This is a genomic window from Streptomyces sp. NPDC015131, from assembly GCF_043079975.1.
Classification (GTDB): domain Bacteria; phylum Actinomycetota; class Actinomycetes; order Streptomycetales; family Streptomycetaceae; genus Streptomyces.
Window position 1 is genome coordinate 549,016 of sequence record NZ_JBIBVB010000005.1, and the last position, 22,751, is coordinate 571,766.

Here is a 22,751-nt window from a genome sequence, read left to right on the forward strand (position 1 = left end):
CGGTCAGACCCTGCGGTCGCGAGCCGCCAGCAGCCCCACGCCCAGGGCCACCGCGCAGGCGCACAGCACCAGGGCGATCGGCACCGTCCAGCCGCCGGTCGCCTCGTGGACCGCGCCCGCCGCGAGCGGCCCCGCCGCCGCCAGCAGGTAGCCGACGGTCTGCGCCATCCCGGACAGCCGCGCCGCGGTCACCGCGTCCCCGCTGCGCAGCACGATCAGCGTCAGGGCCAGGCCCACCGCGCCGCCCTGCCCCACGCCCAGGACCGCCGCCCACAGCCAGGCGCCCGCCACCGGGGCCACCATCAGCCCCGTGTACCCCGCCGCCACCAGCGAGGTGACCAGGGCGACCAGCGGGCGCTGGCTCCGCATCCGGCCGGCCAGCAGCGGCACCAGGAAGGCGCCCGCGACCTGCACCAGGTTGTTGAACGCGAAGACCACACCGGCCGTGGAGCGGCTCATGCCCTGGTCGGTGAAGATCGTCGGCAGCCAGGCGATCAGGACGTACGTCCACAGCGACTGCAGGCCCATGAAGAGGGTGACCTGCCAGGCCAGGGCCGAGCGCCACACCCCGCGCCCGTGCCCCGCCGCCGCCCCTGACGCCACCGGCACCTCGTGCCCCGTCCGGCCCCGGGCGATCAGCACCTGCGGCAGCCAGACCACCGCCGCCACGGCCGCCAGGAGCGACCAGAAGGCCAGCGAGCCCTGCCAGCTGCCGCCGAACGCCCGCTCCAGCGGCACCGACGCCGCCGCCGCGACCGTGGCGCCCGCGATCATCGACCCCGTGTAGACGGACGTCATCGACGCGGCCCGGTCCGGGAAGTCCCGCTTGATCAGGCCGGGCATCAGGACGTTGAGCAGCGCGATGGCCGTCCCGGCGAGGACCCCGCCGCCGTACAGCGCGTACACGGACGGCAGGACGCGGACGAGGATGCCGGCCGCCAGCAGCAACAGGGCGCCCAGCAGCACCCGTTCGGTGCCCAGGCGCCGGCCCAGCCAGGGCGCGGCCAGCGAGCCGGCGCCCAGGAACAGCACCGGGACCGAGGTGATCAGCGACGTCGCCGTCGAGGACAGCCCGAGGGCCGCGCTGATCTCACCGACCAGCGGGGACACGCTCGCCAGGGCCGCGCGCATGTTGAGCGAGGCGAGCACGATGCCGGTGAGCAGCAGCACCGGGTGGGCGAGCAACGCCCGCCGCGCGGCGGCGCCTTCCGGCGAGGGCCGGACCGGGCCCTCCGCGTCGAGCAGGAGCGACCGATCGGCTTGCGGGCGTGCCACGTTCACAGCACCTTTCGAAACAGCGGGGGGTGTACAGCGGGGGATTTACGGGGAGTTCAGCGGGCGGCGACGATCGCCCGGACGGTCTCCAGGGGCGCGTGCAGCAGTGCGCGGACCGCCGCCCCGGCCGCGTCGGGGTCGCCCGCCTCGATCGCCTCGACCAGCGCCTCGTGGGCGTCGAGGTCGATGGCGGGCATCTCGCGGTCGCCGAGGGAGGCGACGAGGCTCTCGTGGACCTGGACCGAGAAGAAGCGGTAGACCTCGGTGAACGCGGTGTTGTGGGTGGCCTCGACCACCGCGCGGTGGAAGGCCATGTCGGCGTCCGCGTCCCGGTCGCCCTCCGCGCGCAGGGTCGCCAGCGCCGCGCGCAGCCCCAGCAGGTCGTGGGTGTCGCGCCGCTGGGCGGCGAGCCGCGCCGCCTCCGTCTCCAGGGCGATCCGCAGCTCCAGGACGTCCAGCGCGCCGGCGGCCCGGACGGTGCGCAGTACGGCGGCGGGGTCGGCGGTGGAGCGTACGAAGGTGCCGTTGCCCTGGCGGGACTCCAGCAGCCCGGCGTGGACGAGGACGCGGACGGCCTCGCGGACGGTGTTGCGGCCGACGCCGAGCTGCTCGGCCAGCTCGTGCTCGGTGGGGAGGCGGTCGCCGACGGCCCAGGCGCCGTCCGTCAGCTCGGCCCGGAGCTGCTCGACGACGGTGTCCACGAGGGAGGTCCGTCCCGCGGCTTTCAGTGCCATCCGTCCTCTACTCCGTCCCACTCATCCGCCCGGTTGCCCAGTCATCCTACAACTTGCCTCCGGGATTACTGTGGGCACAGCCGCACTCACTCACACCCTGGGGAGCAAGCCATGTCAGACCGCTTCGACGTCGTCGTACTCGGAGCTGGCCCCGGCGGCTACGTCGCCGCCATCCGCGCCGCCCAGCTGGGCAAGCGCGTCGCGGTGGTCGAGGAGAAGTACTGGGGCGGTGTGTGCCTGAACGTCGGCTGCATCCCCACCAAGGCGCTGCTGCGCAACGCCGAGCTGGCCCACCTCTTCACCCACGAGGCCAAGACGTACGGCATCAAGGTCGACGGCGAGGTGTCCTTCGACTACGGCGAGGCGTTCCGGCGCAGCCGGACGGTCGCGGACGGCCGGGTCAAGGGCGTCCACTTCCTGATGAAGAAGAACAAGATCACCGAGTTCACCGGCCGGGGCACCTTCCTGGACGCGAACTCGATGCGGGTGGAGCAGAGCGACGGCACGACGGCCACGATCGCGTTCGACCACTGCATCATCGCCACCGGCGCCACGCCCCGCCTGCTCCCGGGCACCCGGCGCAGCGAGCGGGTGGTGACGTACGAGGAGCAGATCCTCACCGAGGAGCTGCCGCGCTCCATCGTGATCGCCGGCGCGGGCGCGATCGGCGTCGAGTTCGCGTACGTGCTGCACAACTACGGCGTGAAGGTCACCATCGTCGAGTTCCTCGACCGGATCGCGCCGCTGGAGGACAAGGACGTCTCGGCGGAGCTGGCGAAGCAGTACCGCAAGCTCGGCATCGACGTGCTGACGTCCACCCGGGTCGAGTCGATCGACGAGTCCGGCGAGCAGGTGCGGGTGACCGTGACCGGCAAGGACGGCGGGCAGCGGGTGCTGGAGGCCGACAAGGTGCTCCAGGCCATCGGCTTCGCGCCGAACGTCGAGGGGTACGGCCTGGAGAACACCGGTGTGAAGCTCACCGAGCGCGGCGCGATCGACGTCGACGGGCGGGCGCGGACGTCGGTGCCGCACATCTACGCGATCGGTGACGTGACGGCGAAGCTGATGCTGGCGCACACCGCCGAGGCCATGGGCGTAGTGGCGGCCGAGACGATCGCGGACGCCGAGACCATGGAGCTCGACTACCCGATGATCCCCCGCGCGACCTACTGCCAGCCGCAGATCGCCAGCTTCGGCTGGACGGAGGAGCAGGCGCGCGAGAAGGGCTTCGACGTCAAGGTCGCCAAGTTCCCCTTCATGGCGAACGGCAAGGCGCACGGCCTCGGGGACACCACCGGTTTCGTGAAGCTGATCAGCGACGCGAAGTACGGCGAGATCATCGGCGCCCACCTGATCGGTCCGGACGTCACCGAGCTGCTGCCCGAGCTGACCCTGGCGCAGCAGTGGGACCTCACGGTCCACGAGGTCGCCCGGAACGTGCACGCGCACCCGACGCTGGGCGAGGCGGTGAAGGAGGCCGTGCACGGTCTCGCGGGCCACATGATCAACTTCTGACGCCCGGGCGACGGCGCCACGGCCCTCCGGACAGCCGGGACAGCCGGGCCTCCGGACAGCCGGGTCTCCGGACAGCCGGGACAGCCGGGCCTCCGGAAAGCCGCACCCCCGGGAAATCCGGTGGCGTGGCGCCGTGCGTACGGGGCACATTGAGGAGCACCCCGGTCCTGCCGGGGACGGCACCGGGGGGCGGCCGCTTCGAGCGCGCGTTCATGACGCGCGGGCCGCCCCCTCCGGTCCGTCAGCAGGGCCCTTAAGCAGGGCCCGGGGGCCGAGCCCTTTCGGGCCCGTACGGGCGACGCCGTCAGCCGTCGCGGCCGCGCAGCAGCTCCTCCAGCACCACCGCGATGCCGTCGTGCTCGTTGGAGGCCGTGACCTCGCGGGCGACGGCCTTGAGGTCGTCGTGCGCGTTGGCCATGGCCACCCCGTGCGCCGCCCAGGCGAACATGGGGATGTCGTTCGGCATGTCGCCGAACGCGATGGTGTCCGCGCCCTTCACGCCCAGCCGGCGCGCGGCCAGCGACAGTCCGGTCGCCTTGCTCAGCCCCAGCGGCAGGATCTCGACGATCCCCGCGCCCGCCATCACCACGTCCACCAGACCGCCGACGGTCCGCCGGGCGGCCAGGGCGAGGGCGTCGTCGTCCAGCTCGGGGTGCTGGATGTAGACCTTGTTGAGCGGGGCGGACCACAGCTCGGCCGGGTCCTCGTACGGGAGGTACGGCAGCGGCCCCTCCTGCACCCGGTAGCCGGGGCTGATCAGGACCTCGCCGTCGAGCCCGTCCCGGCTGGCGGCCAGCGCCAGCGGGCCCACCTCGGCCTCCAGCTTGGACAGGGCGAGGCCCGCGAGCTGGCGGTCCAGGGTCACGGACGTCAGCAGCCGGTGCTCGCCCGCGTGGTAGACCTGCGCCCCCTGGCCGCACACCGCGAGGCCGTCGTAACCGAGGTCGTCCAGGATGTGCCGGGTCCAGGGGACCGACCGGCCGGTGACGACGATGTGCGCGGCGCCCGCCGCCGTCGCGGCGGCGAGCGCGTCCCGGGTGCGCCGCGAGATCGTCTCGTCGGGGCGCAGCAGCGTCCCGTCGAGGTCGGTCGCGACCAGCTTGTAGGGGAACGGGGTCACTTGGCGACCGGCTCCAGGACTTCCCGGCCGCCGAGGTACGGGCGCAGGACCGGAGGCACGCGCACCGAGCCGTCGGCCTGCTGGTGGTTCTCCAGCAGGGCGACGATCGTGCGCGGGACGGCGCAGAGCGTGCCGTTGAGGGTGGCGAGCGGCTGGATCTTCTTGCCGTCGCGCATCCGGACCGACAGGCGCCGGGCCTGGAAGCTGTCGCAGTTGGAGGCGGACGTCAGCTCGCGGTACTTGCCCTGGGTGGGGATCCACGCCTCGCAGTCGTACTTGCGCGAGGCCGAGGAGCCCAGGTCGCCGGTGGCCACGTCGATCACCTGGAACGGCAGCTCCAGGGAGGTCAGCCACCGCTTCTCCCAGTCCAGCAGGCGCTTGTGCTCCGCCTCGGCGTCCTCGGGCGCGACGTACGAGAACATCTCGACCTTGTCGAACTGGTGGACGCGGAAGATGCCGCGGGTGTCCTTGCCGTACGTCCCGGCCTCGCGCCGGTAGCAGGGCGAGAAGCCGGCGTAGCGCAGGGGCAGCTTGTCCGCGTCGAGGATCTCGTCCATGTGGTACGCGGCCAGCGGCACCTCGGACGTGCCGACGAGGTAGTAGTCGTCCTTCTCCAGGTGGTACACGTTCTCCGCGGCCTGGCCGAGGAAGCCGGTGCCCTCCATGGCGCGCGGGCGGACCAGCGTGGGCGTGAGCATCGGGACGAACCCGGCCTCCGTCGCCTGCGCGATCGCCGCGTTGACCAGCGCCAGCTCCAGCAGCGCGCCGACGCCGGTCAGGTAGTAGAAGCGCGAGCCGGAGACCTTCGCGGCGCGCTCGACGTCGATGGCGCCCAGCGCCTCGCCCAGCTCCAGGTGGTCCTTGGGCTCGAAGCCCTCGGCGCCGAAGTCCCGCACGGTGCCGTGCGTCTCCAGGACGACGAAGTCCTCCTCGCCGCCGACCGGCACGTCCTCGTGGACCAGGTTGCCCAGGCGCAGCAGCAGGCGCTTGGCCTCGTCCTCGGCCTCGTGCTGGGCGGCGTCGGCGGCCTTGACGTCGGTCTTGAGCTGCTCGGCGCGCTGGAGCAGTTCCGCGCGCTCCTCCGGCGACGCCTTGGGGATCAGCTTGCCGAGCGCCTTCTGCTCGGAGCGGAGTTCGTCGAAGCGGACGCCGGACGACCTGCGCCGCTCATCGGCGGAGAGCAGGGCGTCGACGAGGCCGACGTCCTCTCCACGGGCGCGCTGGGAGGCGCGAACACGGTCGGGGTCCTCACGGAGCAGGCGAAGGTCAATCACCCCACCAGGCTACCGGTGGGGGCGGCCGCCACCCCAGCCGATATGCCGGGTGTGGGCAACCGTGTCGTTTTGCCCGTAATGCCGGAAATTAATCCTGGGTGGTCCCCGGAGTGATCCCGGGAAAGGGGCCCGGAATTCCGCCCGCCCCGCCGGGCGGCGGCCGGTGCCGCCCCTGCGCCGCCCCCGGTACCGCCCCTGTGCCGTCCCCCCCGCGCCGTCCCCTGTGCCGTCCCCGCGTTGTCCACAGGCGCCTGGCCTTCCGGGCAAGTTATCCACAGGCTGTGCGCCGATGCTGTGGATCAGGGAATTGATCATTCCTCATGGCGGACCATCGCCCTGGATTCCCTTACCAAACCCGGACCACACGCTCATTCGGGTGGGAATTTCTCGCTCCAAAGAGTTGCCCGGCGGAATTGGGGTGACATTGAGGTGACGCGCGTATGCCGCCACCCTCCGTCCCGCCCGGAGCGACCGTGGTGATATGTCGACTCTGTCCGGTTGTGATGTCGACTTGTCCCCAGGTCGAGAAGCCGCCCTGTGGATAACCGGCCCGCCGCTGTGGACGGCGCCCACCGGAGCCGACAAGCGCCTCCCGGTGCTGGTGGGACCAGGCGGGCCCGTTGGTCAGATCCGCCCGTCCTGGCACCGGGCCAGCCAGTCCGACGCCGCCGTGAACTCCGCGTCGGACGTCCCCGGCCGCAGCGGCGACACGTCCGCGGCCGTCGCGCCCGCCCTCGGGTACGAGCCGAGGAACCGCACCTGCGCGCAGATCCGCTTCAGCCCCATCAGCGCCTCGGCGACGCGCCGGTCGGCGATGTGGCCCTCGGCGTCGACGGCGAAGCAGTAGTTGCCGATCCCGGCGCCGGTCGGCCGCGACTGGAGCAGCATCAGGTTGACCCCGCGCGCCGAGAACTCCTGGAGCAGCTCCAGCAGCGCACCCGGGTGGTCCTCGCGCTGCCAGATCACCACCGACGTCTTGTCCGCCCCGGTGGGCGCCGCCGGCCGCGCCGGGCGGCCCACCAGCACGAAGCGCGTCTCCGCGTTCTCGGCGTCGTGGATCTCGGTGACCAGCGCCTCCAGGCCGTACGTGGCGGCGGCGAAGGCCCCCGCGAACGCCGCGTCGTACCGGCCCTCCTGCACCAGCCGGGCCCCGTCCGCGTTGGACGCGGCCGACTCCCACACCGCCTCGGGCAGGTTCGCCCGCAGCCAGTTGCGCACCTGCGGCTGCGCCACCGGGTGCCCGGTCACCGTCTTGACGTCGGCCAGCGACGTGCCCGGCCGCACCAGCAGCGCGAACGCGATCGGCAGCAGCACCTCGCGGTAGATCATCAGCGGCTCGCCGGACGCCAGCGCGTCCAGCGTCGCCGTCACCCCGCCCTCCACCGAGTTCTCGATCGGTACGAGGGCGGCGGCGGCCTCCTCGTTGCGCACGGCGTCCAGCGCCGCGGCCACCGAGACCATCGGGACCAGCTCCCGGGTGGCGGCTTCCGGCAGGGTGCGCAGCGCCGCCTCCGTGAAGGTGCCCGCGGGACCGAGATACGTATAGCGAGTGGCCGACATACCGTCACCCTAATGCGCGGCGCCCGGCCCCGTTCCCCGTGCGGCCCTACGCCCCCAGCAGGCGCTCGCCCACGTACTCCCCCGCGCCCGGCCCGCCCGGCACGGCGAACAGCGCGCTCGCCTCGTGGCGGACGAACGGCGACAGCGCGTCCCCCCGGTCCAGCTTCCGCTGCACCGGGACGAACGCCCGGTGCGGGTCCGCCTGCCAGGCGATGAACAGCAGCCCCGCGTCCGGCGTCCCGTCCGCCGCGATCCCGTCGTGGTACGAGAAGGGCCGCCGCAGCATCGCCGCGCCGCCGTTCTGCTCCGGCGCCGCGATCCGCGCGTGCGCGTCGTCCGGGACGACCAGCTTCCCGTCCGGCCCCGTGCGGTCCAGGTCGATCAGGGTGCTCTCGGACCCGCCCGTCAGCGGCGCCCCGTCCGACTTCCGGCGGCCGATGACCCGCTCCTGGTCCCTCAGCGGCAGCTTCTCCCAGTCGTCCAGCAGCATCCGGATCCGCCGCACCACCGCGTACGACCCGCCCGCCATCCACGGCTGCTCCCCGCCGGCCGGGACGAACACCCGCTTGTCGAAGTCCGGTTCGGACGGCTTGGGGTTGCGCGTGCCGTCGACCTGGCCCATCAGATTGCGGGCCGTCATCGGGTGCGCGGTGGCGCCCGGCGAGCGGTTGAAGCCGTTCATCTGCCAGCGCACCCGCGCCGCGCCCCCCGCCTCCTTCTGCACCGCCCGCAGCGCGTGGAAGGCGACCAGCGCGTCATCGGCGCCGATCTGCACCCACAGGTCGCCGCCCGACCGCTTCGGGTCCAGCCGGTCGGACGAGAACGCGGGCAGCGGGTCCAGCTCCTCCGGGCGCCGCGCCACCAGCCCCGTACGGTCGAAGAAGGAGGCCCCGAAGCCGAACGTCACGGTCAGCGAGGACGGTCCGGCGTCCAGGGCGACGCCCGTGTCGCCCTCGCCCAGCGGCTCGCCCGCCATCAGCCGCTCGGCCACCGCCGACCAGCGGCGCATCAGCGCGGCGGCCTCCTTGCGCCCGGCGCCCGGCGCCAGGTCGAAGGCGACCAGGTGCCCGCGCGCCTGCAACGGCTGGAGGATGCCCGCCTGGTGCGTACCGCGGAACGGCACGGAGGTGGAGCCCACGGTCGCCAGCGCGGTGCCGGGCGGGTCCGCGGTGACGGCGTGCGCGGCGGCGCCACCGGCCGCGCCCAGGGCCAGCCCGGTCGCGCCGGCCGCCCCGACGGTGCCCAGCAGCGAGCGCCGGGAGATGTGGAGGTCGTCGTTCACGGTCAGCCGATCTTCACGTTCTTGTCGAGGGTGGTCTGGTCGATGTCCGAGGTGCGGACCTTCACCTGGAGCTTCCACTCGCCCGGCATCGGGACCTGCACGGTGGACGAGGAGTAGTGCCCGGCCGCGACCCGTTCCGGGACGACCGGCACGGGCCCGATCTGCTCCGACTCCAGGGTGTAGGACACCTTCAGCTCGGGGACGTCCAGGGGCCGGCCGTTCGCGCCGGTGACGTACACGTGCAGGGTGTTCCGGCCCGAGCGGCCGGGGTCGAGGGTGAGGCGGACCTCGCCCTTGCCGTTCACCGCGCCGCCCGTGTCGAACGGCAGCGTCAGGTCGAGCGGCCGGTCCGGTACGGCGGGCGAGGACGCGCCCGGCGCGGTGCGGGCCGCCTCCTCCTCCGTACGGCCGGGTTCCGTGGTCGTCAGCACGGTCGTGACGGCGAGCAGCACCACGGCGACGCCGGCCTCGGCCAGCACCGACCGGCGCAGCCCGGCCCGCCCCGGGTCGGCGTCCCGGGCCCGCCGGGCGCGCGCGGTGGCGACGGCGGCCCGCTGCCGGGCGAGCTGCGCGGCGCGCTCGGGGTCCTCCGGAGCACCGACCGGGACGTTGTCCGAGCCCTCCGCCGAGGCGTCCTCCGTACCCGCGTCCTCCTCAACGCCGTCGTCAGATGCGTCTTCCGTACCCGCGTCCGCGACGGCCGGCGCCTCCGTCAGCCGGCGGGTCCACCGGCGGGAGATCCACGCGACCCCCAGCAGCACGGCGACCAGCCCCAGCTTCAGGAGCAGCAGCCTGCCGTAGTCGGTGCCGGTCAGCGCCGACCAGGAGCCGACCTGCCGCCAGGACTGGTAGGTCCCGGTCAGCGCCAGCACCACCACGGAGACGAACGCGACCCGCGAGAAGCGCTCCACCGCCGTCCGCTCGATCGTCGGCTCCCGGTGCAGGGCCACCAGCAGCGCGGCGAGTCCGCCCAGCCAGGCGGCCATCGCCAGCAGGTGCAGGATGTCGACGGGCATGGCGATGCCGGGCTGGAGCCCCGCCGAGGCGTGCTCCGAGAGCGCCCAGGTGCCGGCGATCCCGGCCGCCACGACCGAGCCGCCCATCGCGAGCCCGAAGGTGAGGTCCTTCTTCTCGCCCTCGTCCTCCCGGCGGGTGTAGGCGCCGAAGAGCACCGCCACGAACAGCGCGGCCGCCCCGAGCAGCAGCAGCCGGGACATGAGGGCCGCACCGGTCTTGGTCTCCAGGACGCCGCCCAGCGCGGCCAGGTCGAAGGCGTCGGCCAGCCGGCCCGAGCCGGTGTACGGGGCGCGCAGCAGGAGCAGGGCCAGGGTGGCCGCCGTGAGCGTCACCCACCCGCGGACCACGAGCCGCTGGAGGGACCGCACCGACGCCCCGCGCGGCCAGCAGAGCAGGATGAAGGCGGCGCCGCCCGCGAGCACGGTGTAGCCGGCGTACGAGACGTACCTGGCGATGTCGTAGAGCACCCCGGTGAGGCCACCGCCCGCCTCCTCCTTCGGCAGCGCGACGGTGGTCTGCGACGGGGCGCCGATGGAGAAGGTGAACGCGCCGGAGATCGGGTGGCTGTCGGCGGAGATCGCCCGCCAGGCGACGGTGTACGTGCCGTCCGGCAGCCCGGCGTTGAGGTTCACGCCGTACTTGACGATCGCTCCGGCGCACAGGTCGCGCAGCTCGCCGGTGTCGGCGCGCTTGCCGCTCGGTTCCAGGACGCGGATGGAGTCGTCGTCCATGGCGACCTGCTCGGAGAAGGTGAGCGTGACGCCCTTGGGGGCGGTGGCGACCACCGCCCCGTCCTTCGGGTCGCTGCCGGTCAGCGCGGCGTGCGCGCTCGCCGTACCGGAGAACACGGTGCCGAGGAGCGCGGCGGTGACGAGCAGCAGCCGCAGTACGTGGGCTGTTCCGAAGCGCGGGGCGGTGGCCGTCATGTCCGGCCCCCTAGTGCTTCGCCGGGTTGTGGGTGGCCGCCTCCACGGGGAGGTCGACCTCCATCGGGCCGGACTTCTCGAAACGCAGCTCGACGCGGACCTTCTCGCCCTGCTTCGGCTGCTTCTTGATGCCCATGAACATGAGGTGGTTGCCGCCCCGTTCGAGCTTCAGCTCCCCGTTGGCGGGGATGTCGAGGGACTTCACCTGCCGCATCTTCTGGTCCTTCGTCTCGTGGATCTGGACGTCGTCGGAGAGCGGGCTGGTGGCCCCGGTGAGCCGGTCGGCGGTGCCGGCGGAGTTGGTGATGGTGAGGAAGCCGCCGGCCATGTCGCCCACGGGCTGCGGCATGAAGGCCCCGCCGACCTCGAGTTCCGGCTCGCCGTCGCCCGCGGAGCAGCCGCCCAGGGCCATCGACCCGGCGAGCGCTATGGCGGCGGACAGGGTGGTCAGGGTGGTGCGGCGGGTCACGGGTTCTCCCCCTTGATGATCTTCGGCAGGTCCTTCTCGTAGTCCTCGGCGGTGGTGTCGTCGTCGTAGACGACGTACCCCTGGTCGGTTCTGGGCGAGAACGCGATCACCTGCGCGCCGTGCATGGAGACGACCGAGCCGTCCTTCTCCTTCTTCGGCGGGTCGATGCCGATGCCGATCTGGCGCGCCCCGGCCTGGATGGTGGGGAAGTCGCCGGTGAGGCCGGTGAAGGCCGGGTCGCCCGCGCCGGGCAGCCACTTGCCCAGCTCGGCGGGGGTGTCCCGCTCGGGGTCGGTGGTGACGAAGACGACCTGGAGCTTCTCGCGGTCCGCCGGGGGCAGTTCCTTGTAGGCGAGCGCGATGTTGCTCATGGTGAGGGGGCAGACGTCGGGGCAGTGGGTGTAGCCGAAGTAGATGAGCGTCGGCTTGCCCTTGGTCCGCTCGCGCAGGTCGTACGGCTTGCCCTTGGTGTCCTTCAGGACCATGTTCGGCTTCTCGAAGGGCCGGTCGAGGACGGTGGCCGCCTTGTCGGGCGACGCCTCGACGTGCACCTCGGCGGCGGAGCCGGAGGCGGAGCCGTCCTTGCCGCCGTCGCCGCACGCCGACAGGGTGAGCGCGGACACGGCGGCGAGCGCGGCCGCGAGCGCGGGGGTGCGGCGGCGCGGCCGGAGCCGCCCGCCGGGCTTGCTGGTGTGCATGGAGGTTCTCTCTGTGGATTCCGGGGCCCGGGTGTCCGGGGCGGCCGTCAGGCGGAGCGGCGGCGGCCGGCGAGGACGCCGAAGGCCACACCGGCGGCGCCCACGAGGATGCCGACGACACCGAGGACCCGGGCGGTGGTGTCGCTGGAGCCGGCGGCGGCCGTAGTCTCCTTCGCGTCACCGGCGCCGTCGTCGTGGCCCTTGTCGTCGCTCTTGGTGCCGGCCCCGGTGGCCGCGCCGCCGCCGTGGTGGTCGTCCTTGGCGGCCGACAGGGTCAGGACGGGAGCGGGCGTCTCGGGCTCGGGGGCCCCATCCTCGGGCTCCTCGATCCAGCGCACGACCTCCTTGTTGTCGTACGTCTGGAGGGCCTTGAAGACGAGCTTGTCGGCGTTCTCCGGCAGCTGTCCCATGGAGACCGGGAACTGCTGGAACTGGCCGGGGCCGATCTTCGAACCGGCGGCGGTCCAGGTGATCTTGGAGGGGGCCTCGGTGATCTTCTTGCCGTGCACCTCGAGGGGCTTGGCGAGCTTGGCCTTGGCGACCGTGACGTTCCAGCCGGGGACGGGCTGCGGCATGACCGACGCCATCGGGGTGTCGGTGGGGAGGGTGACCTCCAGCTTCACGGTCGAGGCGTTGTCGCGCTCGTTCGGCACCTTGAAGTTGACGGTGGCGTAACCGCCCTTGGCGGCGTCGCCCTGCGGCTGCACGCTCACGTGCGCGAAGGCGGTGCCGGAGAGCAGGACCACGGAGGAGACGGCGAGGCCGCCGGCCAGGGCGGCGCGGGAGCGGCGGAGGGAAGAGGCGTTCATGACGGAACACTCCAGGAGAAGCGGAACGGTGGACGCATGCGCACGGGCGCATCACGGCGCCACTCCCGCGGGAGCGGTGCCGTGTCAGGCGGCGAGGGCGTAACTCCATACGGCCGGGGGGCCGCGCCTGATCACCGTGTGCTGAAGTGCGTCCGCCGCGGCCGGCGGAGCGTCGTCGTCGGTACGGCGCGGCCGCGGTCCGCCCGAGGGCAGCGCGGGCAGCCCCGCGACCAGGGCGCGTACGAGGACGAGGGCGGCGCGCAGGGAGCGTACGAGCGCCCCCTCGGCGAGCCCCATGGCGCCCTGCGCCGACAGCCGGCCCAGCCCGATGAGCGCCTGGTCGCCGCGGCGCAGCAGCCATCCGGTCGCCACGGCGGCCAGCAGGTGGCCCAGCACCATCGGCAGGCTCGGCCACACCCCGGCGGCGGACTCGGCCGCATGGCCCGGGTGGACGGCGTGCGCCGCGGCACCGGCCGGGTCGATCCCGGCGCGGGTCACGATCCGCCGGGCGTCGGCGGGGGTCAGCGCCGACGCGCCCGCCCCGCACACCAGTTTGGCGGCCATCCGGATGAGTGCGTCGTCCGCCCGGTCGCCGATACCCACGGAGAGGTGCTGTCGCTGCCCGAGCCCGAACAGCGCGTGCAGCCCGAGCTGGCCGGCGGCCAGCGCGGTGACGATCACCGGGAACGAGCGCTCGCGCCCGGCGAACGGCACCGTCAGCACCAGCACACCGAGGAAACCGAGGGCCAGCGTCCACCAGGGGACCGTCTCGCAGGCCGCGAGCACATGCCCCAGCGCGGACAGCACGAGGCAGACCGCGGCGAACACCGCGGCCCTCAGCAGTCGCGGACCAGCGGAAGGGGCAGACATGGCCGGGCCATCATCGCACTGCGCGCCTCACTACCACACGGCAGGTCCGGAAGGTCACCGTTTCGTCTCGGGAGTCCGCAACGACCCGACAGGGACGGACACCGCCCGACACGCCCCGACATACACCGGCGTCCGGGCTACGCATATCCGCCGAACGGGGCCTGTCGCGTCAACGCGGCGCTTACGACCGGTGGGCGGGGGCAATACGTATCGGTATGTCGAGCCGCAGCCAGGAGGCTGGAGCATGAGCATCTGGTGGTCACTCCATTTGCGGCGCGAGGCCGCGAGCGTCCCGCTCGCACGGCGTCTCCTCCTCGGCACCATGGAGACCGCGGGCGTCGACCCGGAGATCTCCTACGACCTCTCGCTCGCCCTCACCGAGGCGTGCGCCAACGCCGTGGAGCACGGCGGCCGGACGGGGACCGGCGACGTGTCGGCCGAGTACCGGGTGACCGCCTACCTGGACGGCGAGAAGTGCCGCATCGAAGTGGCCGACTCGGGGCCGGGCTTCCCCGCCGGGCCCGCCCCCGCGGTGCGCCGGCCGCCCCTGGAGGCGGAGAACGGCCGGGGGCTGCGGCTCATCGAGGAGCTGGCCGACCACGTCCACTTCGGCAACAGATCGGGGCGCGGCGGAGCGGTGGTCAGCTTCGACAAGATCGTCAAGTGGCGTACGGACGCCCCGCTGGTGGCCTCCTGACGCACGCGCGGCAAAGGCCCCCGCCCGCGTACCGGCAAAGGCCCCCCGCCGGCGTACCGGCAAGGCCACCCGCCGGCGTACCGGCGAAGTCCCCGCCCGCGTACCGACAAGGCCCCCCGCCGGCGTACCGGCGAGGGGCCCGTCACAGCTCCGCGGGGTCAGCCCTTCAGGCTCGCCATCCACGCCTCGACCTCGTCGGACCGGCGCGGCAGCGCGGCCGAGAGGTTCCGGTTGCCGTCCTCGGTGACCAGGATGTCGTCCTCGATCCGGACGCCGATGCCCCGGTACTCCTCCGGCACGGTCAGGTCGTCCGCCTGGAAGTACAGGCCCGGCTCGACGGTCAGGCACATGCCCGGCTCCAGGACCCCGTCCACGTACGTCTCGGTCCGCGCGGCGGCGCAGTCGTGGACGTCCATGCCCAGCATGTGACCCGTGCCGTGCAGGGTCCAGCGGCGCTGGAGGCCCAGCTCCAGCACCTTCTCCACGTCCATGTCGCCGAGCAGGCCCCACGACACCAGCCGCTCGGCCAGCACGCGCTGGGCGGCGTCGTGGAAGTCGCGGTAGCCGGCGCCCGGCCGCACCGCCGCGATGCCCGCCTCCTGGGCGTCGTACACCGCGTCGTAGATCTTGCGCTGGAGGTCGCTGAAGCGGCCGTTGATCGGCAGGGTGCGGGTGACGTCCGCCGTGTAGAGCGTCGTCGTCTCCACGCCCGCGTCCAGCAGCAGCAGCTCCCCGGAGCGGACCGCGCCGTCGTTGCGCACCCAGTGCAGGGTGGTGGCGTGCGGGCCGGCGGCGCAGATGGAGCCGTAGCCGATGTCGTTGCCCTCGACGCGGGCGCGCAGGAAGAAGGTGCCCTCGATGTAGCGCTCGCTGGTCGCCTCGGCCTTGTCCAGGACGCGGACGACGTCCTCGAAGCCGCGCGCGGTCGCGTCGCAGGCCCGCTGGAGCTCGCCGATCTCGAAGTCGTCCTTCACCAGGCGCGCCTCGGAGAGGTACACCCGCAGCTCCTCGTCGCGCTCGGCGGTGACCTTGTCGGTCAGGGCCGCCTCGATGCCCGCGTCGTGGCCGCGGACCTGGCGCACCGGGCCGGTGGCCTCGGCCAGGGCGGCGGACAGCTCGCGCACGTCCTTGGCCGGGATGCCGAGCAGCTGCTCCGCCTCGGCGGGGGAGTGGCGGCGGCCCACCCACAGCTCGCCCTGGCCGTCCAGCCAGAACTCGCCGTTCTCCCGGTTGGAGCGCGGCAGCAGGTAGATCGTCGCGTCGTGGCCGCCCGCCTTCGCCGGCTCCAGCACCAGCACGCTGTCGTGCGTGTGGTCGCCGGTGAGGTAGGCGTACTCCGTCGACGGCCGGAAGGCGTACTCGGTGTCGTTGGAGCGGGTCTTCAGGTTGCCCGAGGGGATCACCAGGCGCTCGCCGGGGAAGCGCGCGGACAGCGCGGCGCGGCGGGCGGCGGTGTGCGCCGCCTGGGGGATCGGCGCCAGGCCGTGCAGCTCGGTGTCGGCCCAGCCGGACTTCATGTTCTCCGCGAGCTCGTCGGACACGCCCGGGTACAGGCCGTTCTTCCGCTGCTTGATCGGCTCTTCCGACTCGTCCGGGCCCGCTGCGGCAGCAGGGTCACTTGCAGCCGGGGTGAGCTCTTCGGCCACGGTCCGCCTCCTGTAGGTACGACACACGATGTCCCCGAGCTCCCGACTGTGGTCGAGCAGGGGTGCCGTCCCCATCGTACGGTCGTGCGGAAGACCGCCCCAGGGACTTACGTCCCCCCGGCCCGAGGCCCCCGCCCGCGTCGCCCGCCCGACGTCCCGGCCCGGTGTCGCCCGCCCGGCGGTGCGCCCGGCGTCCTCCGCCCGGTGTCGCCCGCCCGGGCTCAGTCGGTCAGGCGAAGCGGGCCGCCAGCAGGACCACGTCCTCGTCGCCCGGCCCGCCGTCCGGCAGGACCGTGCGCAGCACATGGTCGGCGATCGCGCCCGGGTCCGCCCGGTCCGCGCCGGGCACGGACGCCGCCGCCGCGTGCAGCCGCGCGAACGCCCGGTCCATGGAGTCCCCGGTGCGGCGCAGCAGCCCGTCCGTGTAGAGGAGCACCGTCTCGCCCGGCTCGGGGGAGATCTCCACGCTCGGCGCCTCCCAGCAGGCGAGCATGCCCAGCGGCGCCGACAGCGAGGTCTCGACGTACTCGGTACGCCGCTCCCCCACGATCAGCGGCGGGGTGTGCCCGGCGCCCGCCAGCACGATCCCGCGCCGCGCGGGCTCGGCGTAGGCGAACAGCGCGGTCGCCGAGCGCGCCGGTTCGGTCAGCCGCAGCAGCAGCTCCAGGTCGGACAGGACGGCGACCGGGTCCTCGCCCTCCATCACCGCGTACGCGCGCAGCGAGGCGCGCAGCCGGCCCATCGCGGCCAGCGCGCTCGGCCCCGAACCGGAGACCGACCCGACCGCCAGGCCCAGCGCGCCCTCCGGCAGCGGCAGCGCGTCGTACCAGTCGCCGCCGCCCCGCTCCCCGGCCCGGTGCCGGGCGGCGAGCTGGACGCCCGGGACGCGCGGCAGCCGGCTCGGCAGCAGCTCCTCGGCGATGGTGGCCATCCGGTCCCGCGCCCGCTCCAGCTCCAGGAGCCGGGCCAGGTGCTCGGAGGCGTACCGCCCGTACAGGCCGGCGAGGTGGCGCCGCCCCTCGGTGGGCTCGGCGGGCTCGTCGTACAGCCAGACGGCCGCGCCCAGCCGGCCGGCGGCGTCGGTGGCGAGGGGGACGGCGTAGCTGGCGGCGTAGCCGAGGCGGGCGGCGACCTCGCGGTGGCGGGGGTCGAGCGCCTCGTCGGCGAAGAGGTCGGGGACGGCCACCGGCCCGGGGCGGGCCCCGGCGGCCGGCCCGTCGGCGGTGCCGTCGAGGAAGCGGCCGTGGGCGGTGGCGCTGCGCGGCACCGTCTCGATGGTGCCGAGGTCGGCGTGGGCGAGGCCGAGGCCGAGGGTGGTGGCGGGGCCGAGGCCGTCGGCCGGTTCGAGGACGGCCATGCCGCGGCGCGCGCCGACGAGGGCGGCACCGGCGCGCAGCAGCTCCCGGAGCGCGTCGTCGAGGGTGCCCGTACGGCTGAGGCGCTCGGTGAGTTCGTGGAGGGTGGTGAGGTCGGAGACCCAGCCCGCCAGCTTGTCCTGGAGCATCACGCCGGGGGCGGCCGGCGGGGCGGGGAGGTCGGGGAGAGGCTCGGCAGTGTGCGCGGGCGCCGGAACAGCGGGATCGATTCCAGCCACTTTCGGCAGGTGAGGGGCGCTCATGGCAGCCGGAGCTTCGACGGGTGCGTTTCGCTGGATAGCATCGCAAACCCCCATGTCAATCTGCGCCGCTGTCACTGCACCCACATCTACACGCACAAGTGAGGAGATGTCCAGCATTGTCACGGGCCTGACGCGGGGTATTTACCTGAGGGCCAATGTGGCTCAAAAATGCCCCCCATGAACAGGATTTGCGGTCGACTGAGCCCCGTTCGACACGGGGCACGTCCCGGTGGCGGCGCCGCCGGGCGCGGCCGGCGGGGGCGTCGTTCCCAGCGTGCTGGGTACGTAATCGGTGTCGTCCGGAGGCAGTTGGGACGGCTCCGGAACCCGGCGGGGAGCCCTGGCGTCCTTGACCCTGGAAGCCGTGCCCCGAGCCCCGGCCACGGGACGAGGAACAGCGGAACCGGCGCAGCAAGCGGAACAGCCAGTGCGCGCCATGGGCGCGCCACCCCCTCGCCACGCGTTGAATGGACGAACGGACGGACAGCCGGCCCGGGCCATGGCCCGGCACACGCCCGGCGGTCTCCGGCGGTGTTCCCTGCCGCGGGTGAAGACAGGCCGGTCCCCACGCCGGCCCCGGCACGGCGGTTGTCCTCGCCGCGCCGGACCGTACGCACAGTGAAGTGACGCACACCTGTTGTGTGATGTGGATGACCTCGGCGTTCAACGGAAAGGAACGAGCGCTCATGCGCGAGATCCTCGGAAGGCGACGCAGGCTCCGGTTCTGGCGCGAGAAGCGGCCGGCCCACCTGGACGCGGCGCTCCTGTGCGCCGGCGCGTGGCGCTGGCCCGTGCTCCCCGGCGTGGGACTGAAGGCGGCCGGGGGCCGCGGCGCGCGGGAACGCGGCTGTGCCTGCCCCGACCCCGACTGCGTGGTGCCCGGCGCACACCCCTTCGACCCCGGGCTGCTCGCGGCCTCCACCGACGCCCGCATGATCCGCTGGTGGTGGGGCAACCGCCCCGACGCCCCCGTGCTGCTCGCCACCGGGGGCCGCGCCCCGTGCGCGGTGAGCCTGCCCGCCGTCGCCGGCGCGCGGGCGCTCGGTGAGCTGGACCGGAGGGAGATGCGGCTCGGCCCGGTGATCGCCACGCCCACCCGCTGGTCGCTGCTGGTCGCCCCGTACACCCTCGAACGGCTGGGCGACCTGCTGTACGCGAAGGACTGCGTGCCCAGCTCGCTGCGGTTCCACGGGGAGGGCGGCTATCTGGTGCTGCCGCCCTCGGAGACCGGCACCGGACAGGTGCGCTGGGAGCGGGCCCCCCTCGCGGGGTCGGCGACGCCCTGGCTGCCCGATGTCGAGGCGGTCGTGGACGCGCTGGTGGCGGCGAGCACGAGCGCGCCGGACGGCGGGAGCCGGCTGCGCTACTGACGTCCCTCCGGCCCCGCTGTCACTCGTACGGGTGTAGGCGGGGCCCCGTTGTACGGGAATCGGGCGCACGGCCCCGGAATCGGCGGCCCCCCGCCGCTATCGTCGCCTCACCGTCAAGAAACCCGCGTCGTCGGACAGGTGGGGTCCCATGAATCGCCGCGTGATCGGGCTGGGGACCGTCGTGGTGCTCACCGCGCTGCTGCCGCTGGCCGCCTCCGCGGGCCCTGCCGGAAGCCCGGCGGACCGTCCGGCCGGCAGTCCGGACGCGCGGCCGGGGACGGAGGCGCTTCTGGCCGGAATCGGTGCGGTGGACGGCGCCCCACCGTCCGCGCCGTCGTCGGAGCGGGCCTCCGCGCCGCCCTCCGAGCTGTCTTCGGAGTCATCTTCCGAGTCGTCGTCCGAGTCGTCGTCCGGGCCGGCTTTCGGGGGCCGTGCCGGGTGCGGGCCCGAGGTCGCCTCGCCGGACGGGGTCGAGGCGCAGACGTGCGTGCTGACCGAGGGGCCGGACACCTGGGCGCGCACCTACTACCGCAACGCGACGGGCGGGGAACTCACCGCCGTACTGACCCTGATGGGCCCCGGCGGCCGCACCGTACAAGCGCATTGCGAGGTGCCGGCGGACGACGAGCCGGGAGTGTGCGAGACGCCCCGGGAGCCGTCGCGCGGGCCGGCGGAGGAATACACGGCGGTGGCGGAGTTCGCGGAGGACGGGGAAAGTCCGCTCCTGCTGCGGTCCGGGAGCAACTCACCGGGCGCCGCGCCGAGTTGAGGGCGGTAAGCGGAAGATCGCATTCCGCGCGTATGAAAGCGCCCGGTCGCTGGCGACGGGGGATGCACCAGCGACCGGGCTTCCAGCACCGTAACAAGAGATCGGCTGTGAGCAAATTCGATCTCAGGTATTCGGACAGGGAATTACCGACGAGTACCGGTCATTGTGGCGGAGATCACCGGCCTCCCGGACGGGGTGTCCGGGAGGCCCGCCGGGCGCCTCAGCTCAGCGTGACCTGGCGGTTGGTGAGACCGCCCCGGGCCCGCCGCTCCTCCGCCGTCAGCGGCGTGTCGGCCGCCAGCGCGCCCGCCAGCCGTTCGGCGAACTCGGCCGCCGGCTTCTCGCACTCGTCGGCGCCCATCCCGGTCGGCAGGTCCCACACCGGGACCACCAGGCCGTGCGCCCGGAAGGAGCCGACCAGCCGCGTCCCCTCGCCGAGCGAGGACGACCCGGCCGCGTGCAGCCGGGCCAACGCGTCGAGCAGCCGCTCCTCGGGGTGCGGCATGACCCAGCGCAGGTGGTTCTTCTCCGGCGTCTCGCACCAGTACGCGGCGTCCACGCCGGACAGCTTGACCGTCGGGATCGCGGCGGCGTTCGCCCGCTCCAGCGAGGCGGCCACCTCCGGCGACGCGCTCTGCTCCGCGTCCGGCACCCAGAACTCGAAACCGGAGTGGACGACCGGCTCGAAGCCCGCCGCCGGGTCCAGCAGGTCCTGGAGGCGCGGCCCGTCCGCCGGCACCCTCTGGGCGGCGACCGGCGTCCCCGGCGCGGCGGCCAGCGCGCGCTGGAGGGTGTCCGCGAGGTCGCGGCTCAGGTCGCCCGAGGACGTGTCGTTCTGCAGCGCGAGCAGCACCGAGCCGTCGTCGCGGCGCAGCGCGGGCCACGCCATGGGCAGGACGGTCGCCAGTGACACCGACGGCACGCCCTCGGGCAGCCCGTCCTTCAGGTGGAGCGGCGCGGTCGCGGCGGGGACCAGCTCCCGCAAGGCCACCCAGTCGCACTCGCCCGGCAGCCCCTCGAAGGGCCGCTGGACCAGCTCGGTCACCGCGTGCGCGGCGGCCCGGCCGTGGCACGCCTTGTAGCGGCGGCCCGAACCGCAGGGGCAGGGCTCACGGGCCCCGACGACCGGGATCGTGGTGTCGGTCGCCTGCGGCTTCCCGGCCTTGGTCTGGGGACGCTTCTTGCCCATGGTTCGACTTCTCCCGTAACGGCGGTGCGGCACTGCTGTGTCGGCCGCGAGCCTAGCCGCCCCCGCCCGTCCCCGACGGCGGAGCGCCACGGGGCCGGCGTCCGGAGGCGCGTAGCTCACCTCCGGAGCGGCGCGGGCGCCCGTCCGGAACGCCGTGGGGCCGGGTCCGGAGCGGGGTTCATGCCCGGGGCGGCGCGAGGCCGGGCCCGAAGCGGGCTCATGCCCGGGGCGGCGCGGGGCCGGGCCCGGTGCCGTGCCTCAGCCGGCCTCGTCGTGGGCGTCGTAGACGCCGTACGCGTCCAGGATGTCGAACGCCGGGGCGGTGACGCGCGTAGCGAAGTCGTCGCGCCGGTGGCCGCCCGTGAGGACCACCCAGACCGTCACCTCGCCGGCCGCGCCGTCACGCACGCCCCAGTCCTGGGCCAGCGCACTGATGATGTTCAGCCCCCGGCCGCCGCGCGCGGTCACCGAGGGCGTCGACGGAACGGGCCGGGTCGGACCACCGCCGTCCGTCACCTCGACGGTCAGCCCGCCGTGCGCGTCCACGCGCCAGGCGGCGCGGATGTCGCCGTCACCGACCTCCACGCCCCGGCCCAGCGGCCTGCCGTGCCGGCAGGAGTTGCTGAGCAGTTCGGAAAGGACCAGTACGGCGTCGTCGACGACCGATTCGGCCACACCGCTGCGGTTCAGCTGCTCCCGCATCCGGTGCCGCGCCTCACCCACGCCCGCAGGACCATGGGGTACGGCCATGCTCGACGACGTGGGCACCTCCTGTGCCACCACCAACGCCACCCCCGAGACCTCCTTTGCCCCCACGCCACGGAGTGAATGCCCCAATGGACTGGACCGGAAACCGGCCAACCGGTGTGCGGTGAGGCACTCGGGACGGCCCGGCCGGCGCCGAACGCGCCGGAGCACGCCCGCCGAGCACGCCCGCCGAGGCAGCCCGCCAGGGGAAACCGGCGCGGGAGTACGGGAGTTACAGGCGTCCCAGCTGGGTCAGGACCTGCCGGGGGCGGTTGGTGATGATCGCCTCCACCCCGAGCCGGGCGCACAGGTCGACGTCCTCCGGCTCGTTCACCGTCCAGACGTGGACGCGGTGGCCCGCCCGCCGGAGCCGGGCGATGTAGGAGGGGTGGTTGCGGACGATCCGGATGGACGGCCCGGCGATCCGGGACCCGGCGGGCAGCCGCCCGTCCCGCACCCGGGGGGTGATCCACTGCATCAGGTAGACCGTCGGCACCTCGGGAACCGCCGCAGCCACCCGGTGCAGGGAGCGGGCGGAGAAGCTCATGATCCGTACGGGGGTGGTGGTGCCGGTACGGGGCCGGGCCAGGCCGAACCGCTCCAGCTGCTCCACCAGCTTCGCCTCCACCTGTCCGGCCCAGCGGGTGGGGTGCTTGGTCTCGATGGCCAGCTCGATGCGCCGCCCGGCGTCCGCCACCAGCGCGAGGAGCCGTTCGAGGGTGAGGACGGAGGTGAACTGGGGGTCGCCCCAGTCGGGGCTCTCGTTCGGGTCCTTCCAGGCGCCGAAGTCCAGCGCCGCGAGGTCGGCCAGCTCCAGGGTGGAGACGGCGCCCCGGCCGTTGGAGGTGCGGTTGACGCGGCGGTCGTGCACGCAGACGAGGTGGCCGTCCGCGGTGAGCCGTACGTCGCACTCGAGGGCGTCGGCGCCGTCCTCGATGGCCTTCATGTACGCCGCCAGGGTGTGCTCGGGGGCGTCCTCGGAGGCGCCGCGGTGGGCGACGACCTGGATCGTGTGCTGCCGTGCGTGGGTCACCGCGACATGGTGCCACCGCTGTTCGGCCCTCTTCGACAGGCATCCTTTTTGTCGTAAATAAAGGATGGCCCGAAGACGCACAGGTCCGGCTTACAGTGGCCTGACGGGCGGTGGGAAAAGCTGACTGGAGACA

19 protein-coding genes and 1 pseudogene are annotated in these 22,751 nt (G+C 73.7%); 4 read left to right on the top strand and 16 right to left on the bottom strand.

Annotation, left to right across the window (positions count from 1 at the left end):
- Positions 1-3: 3 nt before the first annotated feature.
- Positions 4-1,281 (bottom strand): CynX/NimT family MFS transporter, encoded by a 1,278-nt coding sequence (locus ACF08D_RS22655; RefSeq protein WP_392224559.1) that lies wholly within the window; start codon positions 1,279-1,281, stop codon positions 4-6.
- A 50-nt stretch (positions 1,282-1,331) separates the two neighbouring features.
- Complete coding sequence (locus ACF08D_RS22660; protein ID WP_392224561.1) at positions 1,332-2,009, bottom strand: FadR/GntR family transcriptional regulator; 678 nt, start codon at positions 2,007-2,009, stop codon at positions 1,332-1,334.
- A gap of 111 nt (positions 2,010-2,120) precedes the next feature.
- Here ACF08D_RS22660 and lpdA point away from each other — a divergent pair, with 111 nt between their 5' ends.
- Positions 2,121-3,524 (top strand): dihydrolipoyl dehydrogenase, encoded by a 1,404-nt coding sequence (gene lpdA, locus ACF08D_RS22665; protein WP_392224562.1) that lies wholly within the window; start codon positions 2,121-2,123, stop codon positions 3,522-3,524.
- A gap of 304 nt (positions 3,525-3,828) precedes the next feature.
- Here the strand turns inward: lpdA and ACF08D_RS22670 are convergent, their stop codons facing one another.
- From ACF08D_RS22670 to ACF08D_RS22710, 9 genes are all read right to left on the bottom strand, one after another.
- On the bottom strand, positions 3,829-4,644 hold the full coding sequence (locus ACF08D_RS22670; protein ID WP_392224564.1) for an HAD family hydrolase: 816 nt from the start codon (positions 4,642-4,644) through the stop codon (positions 3,829-3,831).
- A complete protein-coding gene (serS, locus tag ACF08D_RS22675; protein WP_392224565.1) occupies positions 4,641-5,918 on the bottom strand; it encodes a serine--tRNA ligase in 1,278 nt (425 codons plus the stop codon). The genes ACF08D_RS22670 and serS overlap by 4 nt, the downstream gene beginning before the upstream one ends.
- A gap of 624 nt (positions 5,919-6,542) precedes the next feature.
- Positions 6,543-7,478, bottom strand: a complete 936-nt coding sequence (pheA, locus tag ACF08D_RS22680) for a prephenate dehydratase (RefSeq protein ID WP_392224567.1) — start codon at positions 7,476-7,478, stop codon at positions 6,543-6,545.
- A gap of 46 nt (positions 7,479-7,524) precedes the next feature.
- Positions 7,525-8,766, bottom strand: a complete 1,242-nt coding sequence (efeB, locus tag ACF08D_RS22685; protein WP_392224741.1) for an iron uptake transporter deferrochelatase/peroxidase subunit — start codon at positions 8,764-8,766, stop codon at positions 7,525-7,527.
- Positions 8,763-10,703 (bottom strand): copper resistance protein CopC, encoded by a 1,941-nt coding sequence (locus tag ACF08D_RS22690; RefSeq protein ID WP_392224569.1) that lies wholly within the window; start codon positions 10,701-10,703, stop codon positions 8,763-8,765. The genes efeB and ACF08D_RS22690 overlap by 4 nt, the downstream gene beginning before the upstream one ends.
- 10 nt (positions 10,704-10,713) lie before the next feature.
- On the bottom strand, positions 10,714-11,172 hold the full coding sequence (locus tag ACF08D_RS22695) for a copper chaperone PCu(A)C (RefSeq protein ID WP_392224571.1): 459 nt from the start codon (positions 11,170-11,172) through the stop codon (positions 10,714-10,716).
- Positions 11,169-11,870, bottom strand: a complete 702-nt coding sequence (locus ACF08D_RS22700; protein WP_392224572.1) for an SCO family protein — start codon at positions 11,868-11,870, stop codon at positions 11,169-11,171. Before ACF08D_RS22700 ends, ACF08D_RS22695 begins: the two co-directional genes overlap by 4 nt.
- A gap of 47 nt (positions 11,871-11,917) precedes the next feature.
- Positions 11,918-12,679: a YcnI family protein gene (locus tag ACF08D_RS22705; RefSeq protein WP_392224574.1), complete on the bottom strand. Its 762-nt coding sequence runs from the start codon at positions 12,677-12,679 to the stop codon at positions 11,918-11,920.
- Positions 12,680-12,763: 84 nt separating this feature from the next.
- Complete coding sequence (locus ACF08D_RS22710; RefSeq protein WP_392224575.1) at positions 12,764-13,549, bottom strand: hypothetical protein; 786 nt, start codon at positions 13,547-13,549, stop codon at positions 12,764-12,766.
- Positions 13,550-13,793: 244 nt separating this feature from the next.
- Between ACF08D_RS22710 and ACF08D_RS22715 the strand changes: the two genes are divergently transcribed.
- Positions 13,794-14,246 carry an ATP-binding protein gene (locus tag ACF08D_RS22715; protein ID WP_392224577.1) on the top strand — a complete coding sequence of 151 codons (453 nt, stop codon included), beginning with the start codon at positions 13,794-13,796 and terminating at the stop codon, positions 14,244-14,246.
- 158 nt (positions 14,247-14,404) lie between these two features.
- Here ACF08D_RS22715 and ACF08D_RS22720 read toward each other — a convergent pair whose 3' ends face one another.
- Both ACF08D_RS22720 and ACF08D_RS22725 read right to left on the bottom strand, forming a co-directional pair.
- The gene (locus tag ACF08D_RS22720) at positions 14,405-15,892 is read right to left on the bottom strand and encodes an aminopeptidase P family protein (protein ID WP_392224579.1); all 1,488 of its coding nucleotides are present in this window, start codon (positions 15,890-15,892) and stop codon (positions 14,405-14,407) included.
- Positions 15,893-16,121: 229 nt separating this feature from the next.
- Complete coding sequence (locus tag ACF08D_RS22725) at positions 16,122-17,627, bottom strand: PP2C family protein-serine/threonine phosphatase (protein ID WP_392224743.1); 1,506 nt, start codon at positions 17,625-17,627, stop codon at positions 16,122-16,124.
- Positions 17,628-18,196: 569 nt separating this feature from the next.
- On the opposite strand from ACF08D_RS22725, the gene ACF08D_RS22730 reads away from it, so the two are divergent.
- Together ACF08D_RS22730 and ACF08D_RS22735 are read left to right on the top strand one after the other, a co-directional pair.
- A complete protein-coding gene (locus tag ACF08D_RS22730; protein WP_392224581.1) occupies positions 18,197-18,880 on the top strand; it encodes a bifunctional DNA primase/polymerase in 684 nt (227 codons plus the stop codon).
- Positions 18,881-19,028: 148 nt separating this feature from the next.
- The gene (locus ACF08D_RS22735) at positions 19,029-19,649 is read left to right on the top strand and encodes a hypothetical protein (RefSeq protein WP_392224583.1); all 621 of its coding nucleotides are present in this window, start codon (positions 19,029-19,031) and stop codon (positions 19,647-19,649) included.
- Between the two features lie 220 nt (positions 19,650-19,869).
- On the opposite strand, the gene ACF08D_RS22740 is transcribed toward ACF08D_RS22735, so the two are convergent.
- The 3 genes and pseudogenes from ACF08D_RS22740 to ACF08D_RS22750 all read right to left on the bottom strand — a co-directional run bounded on the left by ACF08D_RS22740 (position 19,870) and on the right by ACF08D_RS22750 (position 22,618).
- Entirely contained in the window at positions 19,870-20,838 is a 969-nt protein-coding gene (locus tag ACF08D_RS22740; RefSeq protein WP_392224585.1) for a DUF5926 family protein, read from the bottom strand.
- Positions 20,839-21,096: 258 nt separating this feature from the next.
- Positions 21,097-21,718: pseudogene (locus ACF08D_RS22745) on the bottom strand (ATP-binding protein).
- Positions 21,719-21,817: 99 nt separating this feature from the next.
- Positions 21,818-22,618 carry a glycerophosphodiester phosphodiesterase gene (locus tag ACF08D_RS22750; protein ID WP_392224587.1) on the bottom strand — a complete coding sequence of 267 codons (801 nt, stop codon included), beginning with the start codon at positions 22,616-22,618 and terminating at the stop codon, positions 21,818-21,820.
- Positions 22,619-22,751: the final 133 nt, after the last annotated feature.